The organism is Paenibacillus sp. FW104-T2, from assembly GCF_058789975.1.
In genome coordinates this window covers 41,271-60,911 of record NZ_JBYTCE010000025.1, presented here as the reverse complement: position 1 = coordinate 60,911, position 19,641 = coordinate 41,271, and the positions used below count along the sequence as shown (strand labels likewise).

11 protein-coding genes are annotated in these 19,641 nt (G+C 50.3%); 2 read left to right on the top strand and 9 right to left on the bottom strand.

Annotated elements, in window-relative coordinates:
• Positions 1-143: 143 nt before the first annotated feature.
• The 6 genes from AC3WQ3_RS24935 to uvrB form a co-directional block, all read right to left on the bottom strand.
• The gene (locus AC3WQ3_RS24935) at positions 144-2,657 is read right to left on the bottom strand and encodes a U32 family peptidase (RefSeq protein WP_336782102.1); all 2,514 of its coding nucleotides are present in this window, start codon (positions 2,655-2,657) and stop codon (positions 144-146) included.
• A 532-nt stretch (positions 2,658-3,189) separates the two neighbouring features.
• Positions 3,190-5,088: a stalk domain-containing protein gene (locus AC3WQ3_RS24930; protein ID WP_492473993.1), complete on the bottom strand. Its 1,899-nt coding sequence runs from the start codon at positions 5,086-5,088 to the stop codon at positions 3,190-3,192.
• Between the two features lie 42 nt (positions 5,089-5,130).
• Positions 5,131-6,297, bottom strand: a complete 1,167-nt coding sequence (locus AC3WQ3_RS24925) for a S1C family serine protease (RefSeq protein ID WP_492473992.1) — start codon at positions 6,295-6,297, stop codon at positions 5,131-5,133.
• Positions 6,298-6,558: 261 nt separating this feature from the next.
• Positions 6,559-6,768, bottom strand: a complete 210-nt coding sequence (locus AC3WQ3_RS24920) for a DUF2759 family protein (RefSeq protein WP_095291462.1) — start codon at positions 6,766-6,768, stop codon at positions 6,559-6,561.
• A gap of 443 nt (positions 6,769-7,211) precedes the next feature.
• Positions 7,212-10,070, bottom strand: a complete 2,859-nt coding sequence (gene uvrA / locus AC3WQ3_RS24915) for an excinuclease ABC subunit UvrA (protein WP_095359884.1) — start codon at positions 10,068-10,070, stop codon at positions 7,212-7,214.
• Positions 10,071-10,678: 608 nt separating this feature from the next.
• The gene (uvrB, locus tag AC3WQ3_RS24910; protein ID WP_095291456.1) at positions 10,679-12,670 is read right to left on the bottom strand and encodes an excinuclease ABC subunit UvrB; all 1,992 of its coding nucleotides are present in this window, start codon (positions 12,668-12,670) and stop codon (positions 10,679-10,681) included.
• 169 nt (positions 12,671-12,839) lie between these two features.
• Here uvrB and AC3WQ3_RS24905 point away from each other — a divergent pair, with 169 nt between their 5' ends.
• Both AC3WQ3_RS24905 and AC3WQ3_RS24900 read left to right on the top strand, forming a co-directional pair.
• Entirely contained in the window at positions 12,840-13,637 is a 798-nt protein-coding gene (locus AC3WQ3_RS24905; protein WP_127540963.1) for a flagellar motor protein, read from the top strand.
• Complete coding sequence (locus AC3WQ3_RS24900) at positions 13,621-14,430, top strand: flagellar motor protein MotB (RefSeq protein WP_183526832.1); 810 nt, start codon at positions 13,621-13,623, stop codon at positions 14,428-14,430. Before AC3WQ3_RS24905 ends, AC3WQ3_RS24900 begins: the two co-directional genes overlap by 17 nt.
• 107 nt (positions 14,431-14,537) lie before the next feature.
• On the opposite strand, the gene AC3WQ3_RS24895 is transcribed toward AC3WQ3_RS24900, so the two are convergent.
• From AC3WQ3_RS24895 to AC3WQ3_RS24885, 3 genes are read right to left on the bottom strand one after another with little or no spacing between them, the layout of a single operon-like run.
• Positions 14,538-15,224: a DUF1266 domain-containing protein gene (locus AC3WQ3_RS24895; protein WP_492473991.1), complete on the bottom strand. Its 687-nt coding sequence runs from the start codon at positions 15,222-15,224 to the stop codon at positions 14,538-14,540.
• Positions 15,225-15,241: 17 nt separating this feature from the next.
• Positions 15,242-17,875, bottom strand: coding sequence for a tetratricopeptide repeat protein (locus AC3WQ3_RS24890; protein ID WP_492473990.1), 2,634 nt, complete (start codon positions 17,873-17,875; stop codon positions 15,242-15,244).
• 7 nt (positions 17,876-17,882) lie between these two features.
• Positions 17,883-19,580: a molecular chaperone HscC gene (locus tag AC3WQ3_RS24885; RefSeq protein ID WP_492473989.1), complete on the bottom strand. Its 1,698-nt coding sequence runs from the start codon at positions 19,578-19,580 to the stop codon at positions 17,883-17,885.
• Positions 19,581-19,641 lie beyond the last annotated feature (61 nt).

Sequence of the window (19,641 nt, the reverse complement as noted above, 5' to 3'; positions counted from 1 at the left end):
GTATGATATCTCTCAATCCACCTGTCCCTTTTACAGAAAAAACCCCAAGAGCTCCGTAAAGCAGAGTTTGGGGTTGCTTCATGCTTGTAACCTGTTACTTGCTATTATGCTTGCCGTCCTAATCGTTGCAGCCTACGATCCTATTATTTCACCAATTGACCACGCGTAACGCCCAGTTGGTTGGTTGCTTTCAATGTTTTCCACACTTGTGTACCGCTGATCTCGCCGCGAAGTGCACGGTTGTACAGATCAATAACCTCCATAACCTGCTCCGGCGTCTCTTCCAGGAACTCGACGCGGTAACGGGATACACCCAGGTCCATGAAGTTGGTCAGGTACTCGGCACCCGACTGTTCCACTGCGTTATAAACGGTATTACGGCAGCCTTCATCCACACGTACCGGGTGAGACATGCCAATCCGGTCTTGCAGGGATGCACGCTGTTCTTCACAAGGCCGTCCACAGTTCGTGTAATCCGTTCCTTCACTCATAAACGTACAGTACACACAGTGCTCTGTATGGAACATCGGCAGATGCTGATGAATAACCACTTCGGTCTGGCTTGTACGGGAATTACCAAGCAGATCAACCATTTGTTGAATGTTCAGGTCATAGGATGGCGTAATCCAGTCACAGCCTGCTTCCAGGAACAGTTCAACAGCCTTATGGTTGGCAATGTTCAATGAGAAGTCACCAATCAGTTCCGGATGAATCGCATCCGGGTTCTCCATCCGGTGGCGCAGGTAGAAGTACAGCGCACCTGTATTACGTACCAGCACAGCGTCCGGCTTCAGACGCAGGATGTTGTTGTGGTATCCGTTCTCGCCAGGCATGTGAATACGCGGTGTTGCCAAGGCAATCTTGCGGCCAGCGGCATGTACGGCTTCTACGGCTGCCGGGAACTGCTTGATAAACTCGAAGTCGGCGTAGATCATGCCGACACCCGCTTCCAGCGCTGCCTCGACTTGAGGCAGGCTGCGGCAGAGCGCGGTCAGCTCCGCTTGACCGCGAGCCACTGGCGATGCCGGTTTAACCGCATCGCCGTAAACTTCTACCGCCCGTTTCACGTAGACGGGCGGTTTAGGGCGCTCGCCTGCGAGCTGTTCCACCGCCTGACGGCGAATGTTATTCAGCTCGCGCATCGGGATGATGACGTCACCGTGCAGGTTGACGTCAAGCTCTTCCAGCTGGAACACGGTGCCGCCCAGACGTCCGAATTGCTCCTCGAGCAATTCATAGGTCATTGGACGCTTCTGGGCAATGTCCAGTTCCATCTCGGAATCGATCCGGACGGTCGTGCCCTTCTGCACGTCTGTCCACCAAGTGCTAAGCGGCTGCCCTGGGCTGCCGATCACTTTTACTTTTACCGGGAATACACGGTACGGCTTCTCAGTCTCGAAGCTCTGACGCAGACGTTTGTCCAGCGCAGGGTCATTCGTTTTCCACACTTTGTCGCCAACCTTCACGCGGCGCAGATCCACGTCACTGCGGCCTGGGACGATGTCCACGATCCAGCCTTCACCGGCTTCGCCTTCGATTTTCACACCTTTGCGACGTACATCGTATACCCGTCCGCCTTCTTCCTTCTGCGTTGGGTCTCCAGCATCGAATACAATGCCGTCTCCACGCTTCACAGGTGCATCCAGCTTCAACACAACACCGTCACGCAGAACTTGATCCACACGACCGAGGTAGACACCACGGCTTTTCGGGAATGTACCGTCAACCAGCTGTTTGTTGTTCGTACCGTCCAGGAAACCATGTGTGAATCCGCGGGAGAAGCTTTGCTGCAGCTCACGGATTTCTTCCTTGCTTGGTGGCGTATTGTCACCGTCGAAGTAACGGTCAATTGCTTTGCGGTATTTGCTAACCACGTTCGCCACGTATTCCGGGGTTTTGAGACGTCCTTCGATCTTGAAGGAAGTTACGCCTGCTTCGATCAGTTCCGGCATCAGGTCAATGGCAGCCAGATCCTTCGGAGACAGCAGGTATGCGACATCACCCATCGGCTTATGCTCTCCGTCGATCATCAAGTCATATGGCAAACGGCAAGCCTGTGCACATTCACCGCGGTTGGCAGAACGTCCGCCCCACATCTCGGAGGTCAGACATTGTCCCGAATAGGATACACAAAGTGCACCATGCACGAATACTTCCATTGGAAGCTTCGCCTGTTCACCAATCTTCTGAATTTGCTTCAGGTTGTTCTCCCGTCCAAGAACGACACGCTCCATATCAAACGGCTTCGTAAACTCGACCGCTTCCGGTGATGTAATCGTCATTTGAGTGGAACCGTGAATCGGGAAATCCGGTGAGATCTCGCGAATCAGTTTCACCAAGCCCAAATCCTGTACGATCACGGCATCTACACCAGCATCGACACATGCGTCGATCAGTTCCTTTGCATCCGCCAATTCATTTTCAAAAATCAATATATTAAAGGTCAAGAACCCTTTTACGCCATAACTGTGCAAAAACGCCATAATCTCCGGCAATTCTTCCATCCGGAAATTGTTCGCGCGTGCCCGTGCATTAAACTTTTCGACTCCGAAGAAAATCGCATCCGCGCCATTGGCCACGGCCGAACGCATACAATCCCAGTCACCTGCAGGTGCCAGTAGCTCGACGTCTTCTCTTCGTAATGTTGCTGTTTTCATGTAGATCCTCCCCATAACCGGCCTTCGCCGGATTTCATCCCTGTTTCCTCATACGTTTAGCCTGTACCTTCATCCCGTACGCCTGCATTGTCACTGTATCGCTATATCTATACATTATGTCTGTATTGCCTGATTCCCAAGCCTACAGTCATCTTTATTTATCAGATCAGCAATCATAACTCCTGAACTAAGATATTGTACCACTTCTGCACTCACTCTTCTACGCTTTCCTGAAAAAACCGTTTACCATTTTCATTTCCATCTGCTGACTTATAATTTTACACTTTACCACTCCGATTGCAGTACCATCTTCCGATCGCTGTTATCCCCGGATTTTTTTGATTCCCTTAAAAAGGGTAAAATCCAGTGATAAACGCGGGGCTTATGCTTCCGATGCAGCTTTCTTTCAGAAAGCTTTCAGCTTCACTTCTTCAGATTAGTTCTACACTCTCGTTCTCGTGTAAATGTTAGAATCATTTCCATCTCACAACGAAAAAACCGGAAGGTCTCTGACCCTCCGGCATTCACTACATTATTTTGTAAAAGTAAATGATTTCACGGCTTTTTCCAGCGCTGCGGTCTGCACATCCGTTTTGTTGGCATCATTCAGTCCCGTCGTTATGGTATACGTCATTCCATTCTGTTCAAAGACGATCTGCTGCCCGGTATACGGCACGCCATTGTCCAGTTCATGATACGTGAAGGAGAACGCCGGAACACCAGCAATGGTCGTTTCCCCACTGTTCAGCAGCTTGAAGTTTTTCCGCGTTTTCGCAGCTTCCTCATAAGCTTCTCTCAGCTGGCTGACCGTCATTTCGACCGATTGATCCTCGTTCACGCCAATGGAGAACTGGCCACCTGTGAACGTATAAACAACGGGAGAATACTCGAATCGGTCATTATAAGCCGTCCAGTAACGCGGAATGTCGACGCTATAATGGTATCGTTTGGAGGTACGCGTTAAAGTCTTCGTTTTATCGGTCAAATACGGATCTTCATCCAGTTGCCCGAAGTTATCGGAGACGGTATCAAAATCAATCACCACACTATTCATCACCCGCTCAAACCATTCCCGATCCTGAGTCTGCTCCTCAGGGAATGTGTATTCGGCGTAATAGCGATAGCCGTTTTTCTGCAAAAGTACATCGAACTCCGTCTGCCATCCGTCACCGAAGTTATAACGGAACTCATTGACCTCCGCCGTTTCGCCGGAAACATCAATGGTATACGAACGAATCGGTTCATAACTTTCAGGTGTGAACGTTTCTCGCATCCACTTGTCCAGTTGACCGCTCCAGTCTTTTACGGTTGCCCCAGCTGGCGCTGAGGTCACGCGCAGTTGCAGAAACGCACCATCTTTGGATTCATAAGTCATCTGTGTGTTGTCCATCGACCAGCCTGCCGGGACACTCAGTTCGATGCCGTAATCGTCATTCCATGCGGAACGCATGCCATTATCGACGGTGGACAGATCCTTAATGGTCCGGTCCGATTGCACGTAGGTAGGCTGGAATGAGTTGAGGAACGCGGCACGTTTGTTCAGATCCTTGTAGTTCATCGCATCGTAATCCGCCAGGTAAACGTCATATTGACGCCCATTATTAATGTACTGGCGCATCTCCCATAACATGCCGTCCGTATCTTTAACCACGATCCGAGCATAAGGCGTTTTGCCTTTGGCAACGGATTCCCGGTCCAGCACCGTATCCCCCGACTGCTTGGCCTCCTGCACCAGCTGCTGCAGCATGTCATCCGAATCCAGAGCTACATCCTGGTCGCTAACATACACCTCAAGGTAGTAACTGCTGTCCGCCGAGCCAAACGTCATCATCCGCTCCTGCTCACCTGTTTGCAAAACCATCAGATCTGCCGGGTAATTAATGGACCAGCCGTAATAACTGTTGCCGATTCTCGTTTTGCCTGCGTCGAGATCGATGCCGCCCTCATCTTCATCCACGGAATCATCCGTTTGCAGTAATCGAATGACCACTTCCCCGGAACTGCTTGGAGCGAGTGTCGCTCCAATGCCGGCAGCTACCGGACGAAGCGGAACCATAAGCACGCCATTCACCATTTTGGGAGCGGCACCCATTTCTTTTTTGACCCCATCCACCCAAGCAATGGAGCTGCCAATCGTTAAGGTGACCGTATGCGGGCCTTCCTTCACTTTGACGACATCATTATTCTCCAGCCGAATTTCGCTGCCAAACGCCTTCTTGAAGACACCGACAGGCACCATCGTCACACCCTTAACCTTATACGGTTTGGCGATCGCTTGCTTGCTGCCGTTGATGTAGGCGCTCGTGCTTCCCGCTTGGATCCGCAGCTCTTTCGTTGTATATTCAGCTGCCCATACAGGCATTACAGCACCCATGGTCAGCATCCCGGTCAACACCCCTGTGCACAGCACACGTAAAAATGACTTCTTCATTCCGTTCCATCGTCCTCTCTGATCCGGGTCGTTCACCGGGCTTTATTGTTCTTCATCTACCGGAAACAGCTCTACATCCTCCTCTTGGATATCTGCACGATCCGCAAGCACCAATGTACGTGTGACGATATCACCATCGGATTGCATCAGCAGTTTCACCTTTTGCCCGGGTACATATTTCTTGAGCAGCTCATTAATATCCACAACGGAAGAGACACGCGTACCTGCTACGCTGTATAACACGTCTCCTTCCTGAATCTTGGCTTTCTTCGCTTCACTGGACAGCACACCCGTGATTGTGAGCGGATCGTCCGTAGGCAGACCTACAATCGCAGACCAGCTCTCTTCGAGCTGCAGACCGAGGCTTGCCCGTTTGATTTTGCCGTATTCAAAAAACTGATTGATAATATATTGAACGGTATCCACAGGAATCGAAAATCCCATATTCTCGACACCCACCGCTGAAAACTTCATGGAATTAATGCCAACAACCTCCCCCTTGAGGTTAACGAGCGGTCCTCCGCTGTTCCCCGGGTTAATGGCTGTATCCGTCTGAATCAAACGATAGGTTGCCTCAACTCCGCGATTCAGGCCACTAATGACACCCACAGTTGCCGAATTTCGCAGGGAGAAGGAGATGGGTGTACCAATAGCGACAACTGTCTCGCCGACTGAAGTTTGGGAAGCTTTGGCGAACGTCGCCGGTTTAAGCGATTTGGCATTAATTTTGATGAGCGCCAGATCACTCAGTGGATCGCTGTATGTTTTCGTAATTTTATATGTATTGCCATCGGTCGTCACAACCAAGGCGTTGCTTAACCCGTCCACCACATGTGCGTTGGTCACAATCCAGCCATTGGAGCGTATAATCACGCCGGTCCCATGAGCCAGGTTATAGCGGTCTGTCGTGACCCCTTCCTGCCCTGCATCCGCTTTGCCAATGATACCAACAACAGAAGGTGACACCTTCTCAATTACTTTAGGAATGGCTTCATTCCCCTTGTACTGATAGGTTCCCGTTTTTGCATCATACTGTCCATTCCCACCGATGGACTTGACCAAATCAGCTGCACTGACATACACTTGTCCGTCGACGACTTTGGCCTTCATGCCAGCTGCCTGCTCTGCTGCTCCAGCCGTAGACGCAACACTCACCGCGAGTACAGCAGCCATACACACCGCCACGCATTTTTTCCCCAACGATCTCATCTTTTCACCTAGCCCTCTCCATATATCCTCCGTTATGCATCCATCCTAGCATCCAACTCTATGGATTTCTTGTCTCTATCATCTGCTATACCGGTATCCTCCAATTTATCATACATATTCTTCCTGTACAAATGTTTTCAGTCCTACTTTTACTCGTAAAAACATGGCTTCACACATGCCCATCAAGCACACAAAAAAACACCTTCCGCCATTTACCTGGAAAGTGTTTTGTCTGTTTCCGTTTGCTATTTTCTGAACACCCTAACTAAACCAGTTCTTAATCATTGCATAGTCCGTCATTAGGAAGACAAGCAGACTGACTACTGCAAATCCGATCGCAAACAGATTCTTCTTCGGTGCTCGAAGGAGACGAACCACACCAATAAAAATAATGATTGTAAACAGAATGACAAAAATATCAAATGCATTAAAATTGGATGTACTCGCCGTGGCAGCTTCTGCAAACAGCATGGATAGACAGACCCCCCTCACCATAGTTGAACAGCTAACGCATACCCTAATATCTTCCTCTATGTTATCTGTCCCCTGCTAGTAATGCAAGCCCTATCATCCAGAAAAATGAAAAAAATCCAGTTCGAACTCGGATCGTTGCAATGCCTGCCCCACCTCATATGTAAACACTTTCAATGAAATAACTATTATGCTAACTTCAGCGAAAAAAGGAATAACCCCTCTTTTGAATAGAGCAAGGCACTCATCAGAAAATAAATACCTCACCCTTCATCAAAAGAAGGGTTATTGATTATAGAGATATCCACCCTAGTTAGCTAATCAACAATTTACGTTCCGGCTCGGCTTGTCGCCAAGACACCGATAAGTAAATGGTACTTGAATCAAGTAGGGTGGATGGTCACTCATTCTATATTTGATTTCAATGAACCATATCGTACTACCTACTCCGTCAATTGCAGCGTCTTGCTTCGTTCCGTGTCGCGCTCCAATACCGGTTTGAGGTACCTGCCTGTATACGAAGCTTCCACCTTAATAATATCCTCCGGTGTCCCTGTCGCCACGATCGTTCCGCCGCCGCTACCACCTTCAGGACCCAGATCCACGATATAATCGGCGGTTTTGATAACGTCGAGATTATGCTCGATCACGAGTACCGATTCACCCGAATCCACCAGACGGTGGAGTACATTAAGCAGACGATCAATATCATCGACATGCAGACCTGTTGTAGGCTCGTCCAGAATGTAGATTGTTTTGCCTGTACTGCGACGATACAGCTCGGAAGCTAGTTTCACACGCTGGGCTTCACCACCAGACAAGGTCGTTGCAGGTTGACCAAGGTTAATATAACCCAGACCTACATCAAGCAATGTCTGCATTTTGCGATGAATCTTCGGAATGTTCTCGAAAAATTGTGTAGCATCTTCAACTGTCATTTCGAGTACATCCGCAATATTTTTGTTTTTATATTTAACTTCAAGGGTTTCCCGGTTGTACCGTTTCCCTTTGCAGACTTCACAAGGGACGTAGACATCGGGCAGGAAGTGCATCTCGATCTTGATAATTCCATCTCCGCGGCAAGCTTCACAGCGTCCGCCCTTGATATTGAAGCTGAACCGACCCTTTTTGTAACCACGAACTTTGGCTTCATTCGTCTGTGCAAACAGATCCCGAATATCATCAAAGACACCGGTGTACGTAGCTGGGTTGGAACGCGGTGTACGGCCGATTGGCGACTGGTCGATATCGATGACTTTATCAATATGTTCCAGACCCCGGATCTCTTTGTGCTGTCCAGGGCGCACACGTGCACGGTTCAGATCCCGTGCGAGCGTTTTGTACAGAATTTCATTAATCAGTGTCGATTTACCTGATCCGGATACACCTGTGACTGCAGTAAATACACCCACCGGAATTTTCACATTCAGGTTCTTCAGGTTATTTTCCTTCGCCCCCCGCACTTCCAGCCAGCGATCTCCTACACTGCGGCGTTCCGTCCGTACAGGAATAAACTTGCGTCCGCTCAGGTACTGCCCAGTCAGTGAGTTCTCGTCATTCATAATCTCTTCCGGTGTACCCTGTGACATGACGGTACCGCCATGAATACCTGCGCCTGGACCGATGTCGATAATGTAGTCGGCTGCCAGCATCGTGTCTTCATCATGCTCCACGACAATCAGCGTGTTACCAATATCCCGCATGTGAGCAAGTGTGGAGATCAGACGATCATTATCCCGTTGATGCAGACCGATACTCGGCTCATCGAGAATGTACAGCACGCCCATCAGGCTGGAACCAATCTGGGTAGCGAGACGAATCCGCTGCGCTTCACCACCGGACAATGTTCCGGCAGCACGGCTCAGGGTCAGATAATCCAGACCGACATTGACCAGGAAGCCAAGACGGCTGTTAATCTCCTTCAGAATCAGTTTGGCAATGGCTTGTTCCTTCTCGCTAAGCTGCAGCGATTCGAAGAAACGTCCTGCTTCCCCGATGGACAGGCCAGTCACATATGCCATGTTGTGGTCGTTGATGGTAACAGCCAAGCTTTCCCGTTTCAATCGGTTTCCTTTGCAGGTACCACAAGGCTTCGCACTCATGTAACCTTCAATAAACTCCCGGATCCCCTCGGATGCCGTCTCACGATAACGACGTTCCAGATTGTTAACGATCCCTTCAAAGGTCACCATAGCTTCCTTGCGCTGGCCAAAATCATTCTCGTAACGGAAACGGACCTTCTCCGAACCTGTACCATTCAACAGCTTGTTCATCTGATCCGCTGGCAAATCCTCTACAGGTACATCCTGTGGAATATTAAAGTGCTCGCATACTGACTTCAGGAACTGCGGATAATACGTGGACGTACCGCCTGTCCAGGCATCAAACGCACCTTCTTCAATCGTTTTGCTGCGATCCGGAACGAGCAGATCCGGGTCTACGATCATTTTTACGCCCAGTCCATCACAATCAGGGCAAGCTCCGAATGGACTGTTGAAGGAAAACATCCGTGGTGCGAGCTCTTCAATACTGAACCCACACACCGGGCAAGCAAAGTTGGAACTAAAGCGCAGTTCTTCTTCACCCATAATGTCTACCAGCAGTTGTCCTCCCGAGAGATTAAGTGCCGTCTCAATGGAATCAGCCAGACGTGCTTGTACATCTTCCTTCACTACGATCCGGTCAACAACCACTTCAATAGTATGCTTTTTATTTTTCTCCAACTGAATATCTTCAGACAAATCACGCAATTCCCCGTTTACCCGCACACGGACGAAGCCTTGCTTGGATACATCAGCAAATACACTTTTGTGCTCGCCCTTACGGCCGGAGATAATCGGTGCCAAAATCTGCAATCGGGTACGTTCCGGGTACTGCATTACGCGGTCTACCATCTGCTCTACGGTCTGGGATGTAATCTCTACACCATGATCCGGACAGTGAGGATGTCCCACACGTGCAAACAGCAAACGCAGGTAGTCGTAGATCTCCGTAACTGTTCCTACCGTGGAACGCGGGTTGCGGCTTGTTGTTTTTTGGTCGATGGAAATGGCCGGTGACAGGCCCTCGATCGAGTCGACATCCGGTTTTTCCATCTGCCCGAGAAACTGGCGTGCATAAGCAGATAATGATTCCACATAACGCCGCTGTCCTTCGGCATAAATCGTATCAAAAGCCAGCGAGGACTTGCCTGAGCCACTCAGACCGGTCAGTACGACAAAACGGTCACGCGGGATGGTAATATCAATGTTCTTTAGGTTGTGCGCTCGCGCACCTTTAATGACAATGTTCTCGCTCGCCAATGGTTATCCATCCTCTCAATAATGTAATCCAACCTTTTTAAAAGGCGTTTTGATCCCACCCAAACCCTCCCTTCCAAGGGAGGGCCCCATAGGGCGCAGCCCTCTGGACACCCGAAACAGGCTGTGCTTGGTGTGAGGTCGGGTCTTGCTATGTGAAGGTGTGTCGTGTGCCCGCAGCTTCTTCCAAGATTCCGGCCTGTTGCCGGTCTCTTGGAAGGCTGCTCTACTGTGAGAGGGCGCTCACGGCTTTGCCTCGTTCGCGGTAAGTCGCCATTGCCTTTGGCTCGGCTCCACTAAACACCAAGCGCTCACGGCTCTGCCTCGCTCGCGGTAGGTCGCCATTGCCTGTTGCTCGGCTCCACTGAACACCAAGACGCTCACGGCTTCGCCTCGCTCGCGGTGGTCGCCATTGCCTTCGGCTCGGCTCCCCTCTACACGACTTCCAAGTGCATTCCTATAAACCTTTTAACCAATTTCAACATTTCTATCAGTATAGACCTGATTCCAGGTTTTCAACATGACTAATTATCGGTCATTCCTTGCCGGTTCTTTACTCAACAAGAGAACGGCCAACTGGCCGTTCTCTTGTTGCATATCTATTTATCAATTTACTCCGCTCGCAGCTCCAGCAACGCATCACGAAGCTCGGCTGCACGCTCAAACTGCAGGTTCTTCGCGGCGTCTTTCATCTCAGCCTCAAGACGCTGAATAAGCGACTGACGCTCCTTCTTCGACATCTTCTCGGCAGCGCCTGTAAGATACTCGTTCTTGGATTCGGCAACCTTGGTGGCCTCGATCACATCACGCACTTTTTTGCGGATCGTCTGTGGCGTAATTCCATGCTTCTCGTTATATGCGATTTGAATTTCACGACGTCGTTCGGTCTCTTTTATTGCTTTATCCATCGAATCGGTTACTTTATCACCGTACAAAATAACCTTACCGTCGCTGTTCCGTGCCGCCCGGCCGATCGTTTGAATCAGGGAGCGTTCGGAACGAAGGAAACCTTCCTTGTCGGCATCCAGGATGGCAACAAGTGAAACCTCCGGCAAATCCAAACCTTCTCTGAGCAGGTTGATCCCGATCAGCACATGGAATGTTCCCAGCCTCAGATCACGCAGGATCGCCATACGTTCCAATGTCTTGATCTCGGAGTGCAGATAGCGGACCTTGATACCAATTTCCTTCAGGTAATCCGTCAGGTCCTCGGACATTTTCTTCGTCAGCGTTGTAATAAGCACACGTTCGTCCTTGGCAATCCGGTCGTTAATCTCGCCGATCAAGTCATCGATCTGTCCCTTTGTCGGACGAAGTTCAATGACTGGATCAAGCAGACCGGTTGGACGAATAATCTGCTGTACCATCGTATCCGTATGCTCAATCTCATACGGTCCTGGCGTTGCCGATACATAGATGATCTGGTTCATCTTCTCTTCGAACTCTTCGAATTTCAGCGGACGGTTATCCAGTGCTGACGGCAGACGGAATCCGTGATCCACCAGAACAGTCTTCCGTGCCTGGTCACCATTGTACATTGCTCGGATCTGCGGCAGGGTCACGTGGGACTCATCGACAACGATCAGCATGTCGTCCGGGAAGTAATCCAGCAGTGTGTAAGGCGTATCACCGCGTTCACGGAATGTCAGCGGGCCTGAATAGTTCTCAATCCCTGAACAGAAACCAACTTCCTTCATCATCTCGATATCATAACGTGTACGCTGCTCCAGTCGCTGCGCCTCCAGCAGTTTGCCTTGTTCGCGCAGCACTTCAAGCCGCTCTTCCAGTTCACGCTCAATGTTGACGAGTGCGACCCGCATCGTTTCTTCCTGGGTTACGAAGTGAGATGCCGGGAAGATGGCAATATGATCGCGCTCACCGATCAGTTCTCCGGTTAACACATCAATTTCCGTAATTTTCTCAATCTCATCTCCGAATAGCTCTACCCGAATGGCATGTTCACCCTTGGATGCCGGGAAAATCTCTACGACGTCGCCACGCACACGGAATGTTCCCCGTACGAAGTTGATGTCATTCCGCTGATATTGAATCTCGACCAATCGGGACAAGATCTGGTTGCGCGGCTTCTCCATCCCTACGCGCAGTGACAGCAGCATGCTGGAGTAGTCATGCGGCGATCCCAAACCGTAGATACAGGACACACTCGCTACAATAATGACATCACGGCGTTCAAACAGCGAACTGGTCGCCGCGTGACGCAGCTTGTCAATTTCCTCGTTGATGCTGGAGTCCTTCTCGATATACGTATCGGAAGACGGAATATATGCTTCTGGCTGATAGTAATCGTAGTAACTGACAAAATACTCAACCATGTTGTTTGGAAAGAATTCTTTGAATTCACTCGCAAGCTGTGCTGCCAGCGTTTTATTGTGGGCAATAATCAGCGTGGGACGTTGCAGCTTGGCAATCGTCTGCGCAATTGTGAAGGTTTTACCCGTTCCCGTTGCACCCAGCAGCGTCTGATATCTTTTCCCTTCCTGAACACCCTGCACCAGTTCTTCAATGGCAGCAGGCTGGTCACCTTGGGGAGAAAACTCGGACTCGATCTCGAACGTTTTGTCGCTCATTATAATATCGCTCATTGCCGTATCTCACCCTATCGTCTAAAATAATAGTCACTATATATTGTCGAAGTTCCCCGAATTTTCATATGGGAAAACTTATAGTAATAGGAATATTTGTTCCCGTATAATTATACCTCGTTCGTACATGTGATGCAAACGTGAAGTAAAGACAGGAGTGGGTTAATTTATGGATATTGCGACACTTATCGGCATCATAGCCGGGATTGCCGCAGTGATCAGCGGTTTTTTGTGGGAAGGCGGCCAACTATCCGGCCTCGTGCAAAAAACGGCTGCTCTGATTGTATTCGGTGGAACAATTGCTGCAGTGGTTGCCAGCTTCCCGTCTCATCGGCTGCGTACCATTCCGGCAGCACTGCGCATGGCTTTTGGTCGTAATGACAATGATCCGCGCAAGTGGATGGAAGAATTGGTGGACATGTCCTCAATCGCCCGCCGTTCAGGCGTGCTTGCACTGGAACGCCAGGTGATGGATCATCCGCATCCATTTCTGAAAGACGGTATCCAGATGGTTGTCGATGGCACCGATCAGGATGTGATCCGTCAGATCATGGAGCTGGAGATCGATTCGGTAGAACAGAAGCATGAGGGCTATGCCAAAATCTTCGAGTCCGCAGGAGGATACGCACCAACCATGGGTATTATCGGTACGGTCATGGGACTGATTCAGGTTCTAGGCAGTCTGACGGATCCTACGGGACTGGGCCCGGCCATCGCTGTCGCCTTTACGGCTACCTTATACGGGGTAGCGAGTGCCAATCTTATCTTTTTGCCCATTGCCTCCAAAATTAAGTCCAGAGGTGCTGAAGATATTCAGATGATGGAGATGCTGCTTGAAGGTGTGCTCGCCATTCAGAATGGGGAGAATCCTCATCTTGTACGGAAACGGCTTGAGTCCTTCACACTCACACATCGTCAAATCTCACGTTCTGTAGTGAAGGAGGGATTGGATGAGTCGGCGCAGTAGAAGGCGCGGAAAACGTGAACCTGGTGACCATCGGGATCGATGGATGATTACCTATGCCGATCTCATTACGCTGCTTCTGATCTTTTTTGTCATCATGTACGCCATGAGTAATCTGGACTCCGGCAAATACGACGTGGTAACCCAATCACTGCAAAATACATTTAATCAATCCGATTCCATTCTTGACCTTGGCAATGGAATCGATGAAACCGCAGGGCAAACGATTACTGAAGTCCCTCCAACCGAGGTTCAGGGCGAAGATACAACATCTCCCGAAGAAGGTCAGCCACTGACCGAGCGGGAAGAACAGTTTCGATCCCAGGAAGAGGAGCTGCAGAATCTGTTCAATGTGATTACCCAGTATATCGAAGATAATAAACTGGAAAATCAGATTTTTGTAGCAGATAATCCGCAGGGGATCTCCATCACCCTGAGTGACCGCTTTCTCTTCGATCAGGGACAGGCCGCCCTCAAAAGTGACGCTGCACCTACACTCAGCAAGCTCGCAAGCCTGTTTCGTGACCTGAGCACTGTCGTCAGCATCGAGGGACACACCGACAACGTGCCTGTCGGCGCGAATTCCACATACAAAGACAACTGGGAGCTTTCCGGTGAACGCGCACTGTCTGTGCTACGGTTTTTCTTGGACAAAGAAAATTTGGACCCTGACGGGTTTCAGTATGCAGGCTATGCAGACACACGTCCCACAGGTGATAATTCCACCGCAGCCGGCAGGCAAAAGAACCGCCGGGTCGAAATCACCGTACTTCGTCAGCTGCAACCCCAAACCTAAGTTCCAATCGGACGAGGCATCCCGTCACTTCACCAAAAAAGCACGTTCCTGCTGAACCGAGTTCAGTAGAACGTGCTTTTGTGTGTTTATTTTACTGTGGGGACATTTTACTGTAGGGACAAATTCAAATTCCAGTCCACTTTGTTATAAATGCTGTTCGATTGCACGAACAAATTACGCACATAATTCACCTGACGCTGAACGAGCGGCTCGGCCGTCTGCTCCAACCAGTACAATCTGCCTGCCAGGAAAGCAACCGCGTACTCTTTCCACGAAGAATAAGCCGATTGCGCTTCAAGGGCCGCCTCCAAAATCAATTGTTCTGCCTCCACTTCAGTGATAAACCCGACATATGCACTCTTCCGGCACAGGTTGGCGTATCTTCCCCAATCCCAAGCTGCAATGCCGGCAGGGGGCAGTTTGTACATATACGTTTTGACCACCAGATATTCATGATATCTCCCCGTTTCCGGATTAAGGGACTGAATGCACTTCCATTGATCAGCTTCCGATAATGCATTCATAAAAGTCCTCATTTGTTCAAACGCAACCCGATGCCCGCCTTCCCGGATCCATTCCAAAGCCGACAGAAGCTCTTCCCTATTATGAATACGCCATTCTTCCTCAAGAGAGGTACGGAATCGATCCTTTTCCTCTTCATTCTCATCATGCTCGTAATCGCTACGTATATCCAGTCCATTCATCTCATCCATGATGGCGCTCATGCCCCGAAACCACAGCTGTTTGTCCGTAACGCCCTGCACAGCCTGAGCCACTCCTCTGTCCTGTCCCATGATCCTTGTCCTCCTTCCTATGTAAAATGCAAGTCCATGACATCATCTGGTTCCAGATGTTGAAGGGGTACAGTCGAAGGCCACAGTTCATACGCCGGCTTGGATTTGCGAAGCTTTTTCAAAAAGGAAAATCCACGTTCTGCAGCACGAGCAGCAATAGCGTTACGACGCACGACATAATCCGGGTGCTCTGGCTGACTGTGTATAGCCTCTTCGGCATAGGCGAGCGCCTGATCCCAATCATGTTTATCGTAATAAACCATGCTCAGAGCACTGCACACATCGCCCCGCAGACCTGCGCCGTAGGCTTTGCCCAGTTCAAGAATGGCTTGGTCCATATCCCCCGCATGATAGGCTGCAATCCCGGAATACAACCAGATATGAGGATCAATATCCTCCGGTTCTTCTCCGTCTATATAAGCTTCCACATAAGCGCGGACACTTGCCCAATCTTGGACCTCTACCAGATATCGTGTAATGAACAGCAATCCCCACGTTTCGACGGTCTCCATGTTGGACATCATTTCCGCAAGTTTGTTCAAATGTGGATCCTTGTCCTGCATATCAGACTCCATCACGCAAACGACCGCCATTTTAGCAAGCTCATATACGTTCGGATGTTCATTTAACCCGTTGACGTATGTATCGTGTGCCGGCATAAGCTGCCCCTGTAAACGGAGGATATCTCCTTCAATCAGAGGGCCGTCCTGGTCCTCCGGATTCTCGCTCCGGAATTGCCGGATATCCTGCAGTGCCTGTTCCATCTCCCTCAGCTTCGCCCTTGCAATGGCCAAATAATAATAAATGACCGCTTCATGCTCATGGACCAAAGAAGTTTCAAGGGATTGTACGGCCTCGGCATACTGCCCCAGTTTCAGATGTGCGAACCCTTTCCGGTACCAGGCATTTGCAAAATCATGCTCCTTAACCACAACAATCTCATAATCGGCAAGCGCTTCTTCATAACGTCCCATTCTAAAATAACAAAGTGCCCGCAGCGAATAATATTCATAGGGCTCGGGATTGAGCTCAATCGCCTGACCGGATAGTTCAATGGCAGGCTCAAGCTGATCTTCTCTCTGGTAAGCACTCGCCAGCAAATGCCTGACCTCGGCATGGGACGGATCCATTTCTGCTGCTCTGCCCAGATCCTCTATGGCAGCCGTATTATGGTCCATGCGCAGATGCAGTTGGCCCCGTTCAAGCAATATCGGAAAGCTGCTGGTCCCTTCCCTGCTCGCAGCAGCTTCAGCATACTGAAGGGCTTCAATCCCTTCCTCGCCTTTGCCTATTCGAACAAAGCCTTGGGCCCAGAGAAGATATAATGCCGCATCCAACTCCTCGTTCACATTAATTTCACCGAGATACTGAACAAGCTGCTCATCGTTCCACAGTTCAGCATACCCCTCGGCAGCTTCACGCTGCTGCTTGCGACGAACGACCGCATCCGCTTCCTGCTCAGCCGCTCTGATCTTTTGCACAACCCGTTCCTGTTTCAGCTCCAGCAGCGTAATCTGCATCTCCAGATCATGAGGATACTGAGTAACGATCTGCTCAACCATGTGGAGTGCTGTCTCCAATTCCCCCTGCTCCTGATAGAACAAGGCCAATCCATTCCATGCATCCAGTTGGTGAGGTTCGCGTTCCAGTACCTTGCGGTATAGCTGCTCAGCCTGCTCCCTCTGCCCGGCGGCATGCAGAAGTCTTGCGCTATGCAGCAGCCCGTCCACTGCATCTGGTTCGAGTGCAGCCAGCCTTTCAAACAATACCAAAGCGGCGTTTTCCTCCTTGTTCCAGAGGCAGAATTTGGCGGCCAGCCGGACCAGGTCCGGGTCATCCGGATACAGTGCCATACCTGCATCAATGTGTGATGCGGCTTCCGCAATATCACCTCGAAGCATCAGTTGGAATGCAGTTTCACGCAAACGAATGAAGGTTTCATAGTCTACGTCTCTTCCCTTATCAAACGTGTCATAACGAAGCTCCCACGGACGCCCCAGTTCCATGCCTGGATAGTCTGCGATTTCCTCCGGAAGCACCTCTTTCAGCTCTTCCCGCTGTTCCGTCCAGCTGAAGAAGTCATTCAACCGTCCCCAGACGGCTTTCGGTAAAAAAGGACGTTCATACAGCATCCGCAGCAATTCTGTTCCCGTATAAAATTTCACGTCCAGCTGCCATAGTTCCTCGCTCTGCAGCCAGTCCTCCCATACGGCGGAATCTGCCCGTTTGAATACATCCTCTACAATAGAACGTGCTCGTTCAAGCAAGTGGACTGTGTCATCCACGGAAGCTGCATCTTGAAGCGAAGTGGCTGCTGTCTCAACAGGAGCATCCCAGTGATCCACGGTAAAGTAGACGGGACCTTCTTCGGATTCGGAAACAGCTTCCTGCAGAGAGCCTTCCGCCTGAACAGAGCGGAGCTCCATCTCGGACTGATTCTGTGCTTGCTGGCTGGCCTGCTCCGCAAGTAGCTCCTGATCCGGCATCGGTTCTTTCGCTGCCTTCAGGGCCTGTTCGTAAGCTGACCGCAATTCCTGGAACCCCTCCGGATCATCTTCCGGATGCGTACTTCGCAGCTGCTTCGCATACGCACGTCTAATGGCTCCCGTATCCTGCGTAGGCTTAAGCCCCAATCTTGTCCAGATGTCCATTCACATATCACTCCCGCACTCTTTCAATTTGATCCAGTACTTCCTTCAACTTTTCTGCTTCTTTCCTGATTTCACGGTCGTCCTGACGTTTGAGTGTCTCTTCGAACTGCAGCATGGCCTCGGCTATGAATGTACGGTACTCGGCCAGTGATTCTTCATACATCCGTTCTCCGCGAGCCAGGAGCAATCGGTTCTCCATCCGGTCCCGCGGATGAATCTTGATCGCTTCCAGTGCTTTGAATCGCTCGGCGATTTCCTCCTTGGACAGGTCACTTTCTTTGCCCTGTATGATCGCTACCTTTTTCTCCCCTGTCTCCACCGAAGACACTTCCACTTCGAGGATGCCGTTAATATCGTACGTAAAACGGATATCTACGGCCTGTTGCCCTGCAGGTGCAGGTGGTACTGAGATGGTCAGTTCCCCCAGCTTGACATTGTTCTTCGCCAGCCGGCTCTCTCCCTGATATATATCCGCAGTAATGGATGCCTGATTGTTGTGCATCGTATAGTACCGCTCCACCTTACTAACGGGGATGACTGTATTCCGTTCAATGATCGGTGCAAACATGCCTGATTCGAAACGTCCATTGCCAAGCGACATCGACACAGAGGTTCCCAGTGTATACGGGCATACGTCTGTCAGAATCACTTCCTCAAGATCGGCATGGCGTTCCTTCATTGCGGCCTGAATTCCCACACCGAGGGCAACAGCCTCATCCGGATGCAGATGGTTCGCAGGCAGTCTGCCGAATAATTTACCTGTAAACGAATAAATAAGCGGCATACGCGTAGCCCCGCCTACCAGGATTACGGCATCCAGCTCATTTAGTTTGACTGAAGCATCGCGCAATGCACGCTCGACTGGTTTTTGCAATCTTGCCAGTAGCGGTTTAGCCGCCTGATCAAATTTTGCACGGTCAACATGAAGTTCCTTTACTCCCTCTTCCAGCGTCAAGGACATCGTACCTTCTCGTCCATCAACAAGCGCACGTTTGCAAGATTCGGCCTGCTTCCAAAGGGCTGACTGCGCCTTGCCTGACAACGTATCCTGCTCAATCTGATGCTCCTCGGCAAACATGTCTGCCAGCAGTCTTGTGAAATCCTCGCCCCCGAGGAAGTTATCTCCGGCAACCGACTTCACTTCCATGATCTGATCAAACAGTTCCAGGACGGATACATCAAATGTACCGCCGCCCAGATCGAATACCAGGAATTTCGTCTCTGGCTGCTGCTGATGCAGACCGTACGCTATGGCCGCTGCTGTGGGTTCGCTGAGCAAGCGCTCGACCTTGAGACCGGCCAGTTCTCCTGCCCGTTGTGTGGCCTTGCGCTGGGCATCGTTGAAATACGCGGGCACGCTAATAACCGCTTCGGTCACGGACTCCCCCAAATAGGCTTCAGCATCCGCCTTCAGCGATTTTAATATAAAAGCCGATAATTCTTCCGGCAAAAAATGATATGTACCCAAATGAAATGTTCGCCCGGTCCCCATATACCTCTTGAAGACAGAAGCTGTCCGCTCGGGATGTGTGATCAGTCGCTCTTTGGCCACTTCACCAACGAGCATCTCCCCATTGTCGTCGACACTGACGACGGAAGGCGTCAGGCGGTTGCCGAGTGCATTTGGAATAATAACGGGTTCTCCGCCAGCCCAGCAGGATACCAAGCTGTTCGTTGTTCCCAGATCAATACCGATGATTGTCATGGAGTACTTACCCTCTTTCTGTTCAACATCTATAAAATGTACAGGACAATCCCACAGGCCT

Excerpts from the sequence above, each read along its gene's own strand:
- AC3WQ3_RS24890 (WP_492473990.1), bottom strand. The coding sequence starts at position 17,875 with ATGGACATCTGGACAAGATTGGGGCTTAAGCCTACGCAGGATACGGGA.
- AC3WQ3_RS24895 (WP_492473991.1), bottom strand. The coding sequence starts at position 15,224 with ATGGGACAGGACAGAGGAGTGGCTCAGGCTGTGCAGGGCGTTACGGAC.
- AC3WQ3_RS24935 (WP_336782102.1), bottom strand. The coding sequence starts at position 2,657 with ATGAAAACAGCAACATTACGAAGAGAAGACGTCGAGCTACTGGCACCT.
- AC3WQ3_RS24885 (WP_492473989.1), bottom strand. The coding sequence starts at position 19,580 with ATGACAATCATCGGTATTGATCTGGGAACAACGAACAGCTTGGTATCC.
- uvrB (WP_095291456.1), bottom strand. The coding sequence starts at position 12,670 with ATGAGCGATATTATAATGAGCGACAAAACGTTCGAGATCGAGTCCGAG.
- AC3WQ3_RS24900 (WP_183526832.1), top strand. The coding sequence starts at position 13,621 with ATGAGTCGGCGCAGTAGAAGGCGCGGAAAACGTGAACCTGGTGACCAT.
- AC3WQ3_RS24930 (WP_492473993.1), bottom strand. The coding sequence starts at position 5,088 with ATGAAGAAGTCATTTTTACGTGTGCTGTGCACAGGGGTGTTGACCGGG.
- AC3WQ3_RS24920 (WP_095291462.1), bottom strand. The coding sequence starts at position 6,768 with ATGCTGTTTGCAGAAGCTGCCACGGCGAGTACATCCAATTTTAATGCA.
- AC3WQ3_RS24925 (WP_492473992.1), bottom strand. The coding sequence starts at position 6,297 with ATGAGATCGTTGGGGAAAAAATGCGTGGCGGTGTGTATGGCTGCTGTA.
- AC3WQ3_RS24905 (WP_127540963.1), top strand. The coding sequence starts at position 12,840 with ATGGATATTGCGACACTTATCGGCATCATAGCCGGGATTGCCGCAGTG.